The sequence below is a fragment of the Ureibacillus endophyticus genome, assembly GCF_024159215.1.
GTDB lineage: Bacteria > Bacillota > Bacilli > Bacillales_A > Planococcaceae > Ureibacillus > Ureibacillus endophyticus.
This window is the reverse complement of sequence record NZ_JAMYWW010000003.1, coordinates 1-2500: the sequence shown is the minus strand read 5'-3', so window position 1 is coordinate 2500 and position 2500 is coordinate 1. Positions and strand designations below refer to the sequence as shown.

Sequence of the window (2500 nt, the reverse complement as noted above, 5' to 3'; positions counted from 1 at the left end):
GGCAAATCCGCTTCCTGTAACGTTGAGCTGTAATGGGGAGCTCTTTAAGAGCGAAGTACCTGATTTCACACTGCCAAGAAAAGCCTCTAGCGAGGCGGGAGGTGCCCGTACCGCAAACCGACACAGGTAGTCGAGGAGAGAATCCTAAGGTGTGCGAGAGAACTCTCGTTAAGGAACTCGGCAAAATGACCCCGTAACTTCGGGAGAAGGGGTGCTCTCGAAAGAGAGCCGCAGTGAATAGGCCCAGGCGACTGTTTAGCAAAAACACAGGTCTCTGCAAAACCGTAAGGTGACGTATAGGGGCTGACGCCTGCCCGGTGCTGGAAGGTTAAGAGGAGGGGTTAGCGTAAGCGAAGCTCTGAATTGAAGCCCCAGTAAACGGCGGCCGTAACTATAACGGTCCTAAGGTAGCGAAATTCCTTGTCGGGTAAGTTCCGACCCGCACGAAAGGCGTAACGATCTGGGCACTGTCTCAACGAGAGACTCGGTGAAATTATAGTACCTGTGAAGATGCAGGTTACCCGCGACAGGACGGAAAGACCCCGTGGAGCTTTACTGTAGCCTGATATTGAATTTTGGCACAACTTGTACAGGATAGGTAGGAGCCAGAGAACTCGGAGCGCCAGCTTCGAGGGAGGCGTCGGTGGGATACTACCCTGGTTGTGTTGAAATTCTAACCCGTACCCCTTATCGGGGTAGGAGACAGTGTCAGGTGGACAGTTTGACTGGGGCGGTCGCCTCCTAAAAGGTAACGGAGGCGCCCAAAGGTTCCCTCAGAATGGTTGGAAATCATTCGTAGAGTGTAAAGGCACAAGGGAGCTTGACTGCGAGACCTACAAGTCGAGCAGGGTCGAAAGACGGGCTTAGTGATCCGGTGGTTCCGCATGGAAGGGCCATCGCTCAACGGATAAAAGCTACCCCGGGGATAACAGGCTTATCTCCCCCAAGAGTCCACATCGACGGGGAGGTTTGGCACCTCGATGTCGGCTCATCGCATCCTGGGGCTGTAGTCGGTCCCAAGGGTTGGGCTGTTCGCCCATTAAAGCGGTACGCGAGCTGGGTTCAGAACGTCGTGAGACAGTTCGGTCCCTATCCGTCGTGGGCGTAGGAAATTTGAGAGGAGCTGTCCTTAGTACGAGAGGACCGGGATGGACATACCGCTGGTGTACCAGTTGTCTTGCCAAAGGCATCGCTGGGTAGCTATGTATGGACGGGATAAGTGCTGAAAGCATCTAAGCATGAAGCCCCCCTCAAGATGAGATTTCCCATTACGTAAGTAAGTAAGATCCCTCAAAGACGATGAGGTAGATAGGTTCGAGGTGGAAGTGTGGCGACACATGGAGCTGACGAATACTAATCGATCGAGGACTTAACCACTAACTTGAATGGTCGTTAGTCAATGTCTTTATCCAGTTTTGAGAGAACAAGCTTCTTTCAACTAAATATGTGGTCTAGTGATGATGGCAAAGAGGTCACACCCGTTCCCATACCGAACACGGAAGTTAAGCTCTTTAGCGCCGATGGTAGTTGGGGGCTTCCCCCTGTGAGAGTAGGACGTTGCTAGGCAAATAAAAACCACCACTAAATTATAGTGGTGGTTTTTTGTATGTGAAATTATTGAAAGAAAAATTTCCTAGATAAACAAACATACTATATCTGATATAGCAGATATTAATTTAATTTGTTTCGCGAAAAAATGGTATTTTGACATTATTCCCCTTGAAATGTCTATATTTGTAAAAAGGTTTTAAAAGGATTGTACTGATTTTTTTCGAATTGATATGTATAAGGAGGGGATAAAATGTCTGATATATCAGTTATGACAGATGTTTCTATTGGTGAAGAAAAATTAACATTTGATAATTCAGCAGTAAGTAAAATTTTAGGTGTCCAAGATAGTACTCTTCGAAAATACTGTACATTAATGCAAAAATATCACTATAAATTTGCTAAAAACTCAGTTGGCCATCGTATATTCTATAACAAGGATGTTGATGTGCTTAAGAAAATAATAGATTTAAAAAAATCCAGTTCTTTAACATTAGAAGAAGTGGTAAAAGTAATTCTTGAGTCGAATATAGATGATACAAATGGTATATCTGATATAGCAACCATATTAACTTCAGATTACAGCAAAATTCTTGAGGGATTTTCTACTTTTACAAAAGAACAAACGGAATTTAATAAGCACCTCATTGAGCAACTTCAAAAACAAGAAATATATATCAAAAATAGTATCGAAGCTCGTGATCAAAAGTTAATGCTTTTAATAAAAGAATCTATGGAAGTAAAAAGGCAAATAGTAGACGCTATTACAGAAGTGAAAAATAAAGATATGGGAAAATATAAAAAAGCTTGGTGGCAATTTTGGAAATAAGAGGTTAAAAAATATTATTGACCAGATGAAGTTATAGCGATATAATAAAAATCCTGTAGAAACAGGTTTGAAATAATACTATTGACACACTTTGTTTATTTAGGTATAATAGAAATGTTGTCG

Annotated in this window: 1 protein-coding gene and 2 rRNA genes (1 of these 3 cut by a window edge); all 3 read left to right on the top strand. The window is 43.2% G+C overall.

Features of this window, described 5'->3' with window-relative positions; genetic code table 11:
• A 23S ribosomal RNA gene (locus NKR20_RS19325) occupies window positions 1–1377 on the top strand (it extends 1541 nt beyond the left edge of the window).
• 73 nt (window positions 1378–1450) lie between these two features.
• Window positions 1451–1566 (top strand): 5S ribosomal RNA (gene rrf, locus NKR20_RS19320).
• Window positions 1567–1801: 235 nt separating this feature from the next.
• Window positions 1802–2377: a MerR family transcriptional regulator gene (locus tag NKR20_RS19315; protein WP_121216066.1), complete on the top strand. Its 576-nt coding sequence runs from the start codon at window positions 1802–1804 to the stop codon at window positions 2375–2377.
• Window positions 2378–2500: the final 123 nt, after the last annotated feature.

Bases quoted from the DNA above. Each gene is read 5' to 3' on its own strand.
- NKR20_RS19315 (WP_121216066.1), top strand. From the start codon at position 1,802: ATGTCTGATATATCAGTTATGACAGATGTTTCTATTGGTGAAGAAAAA.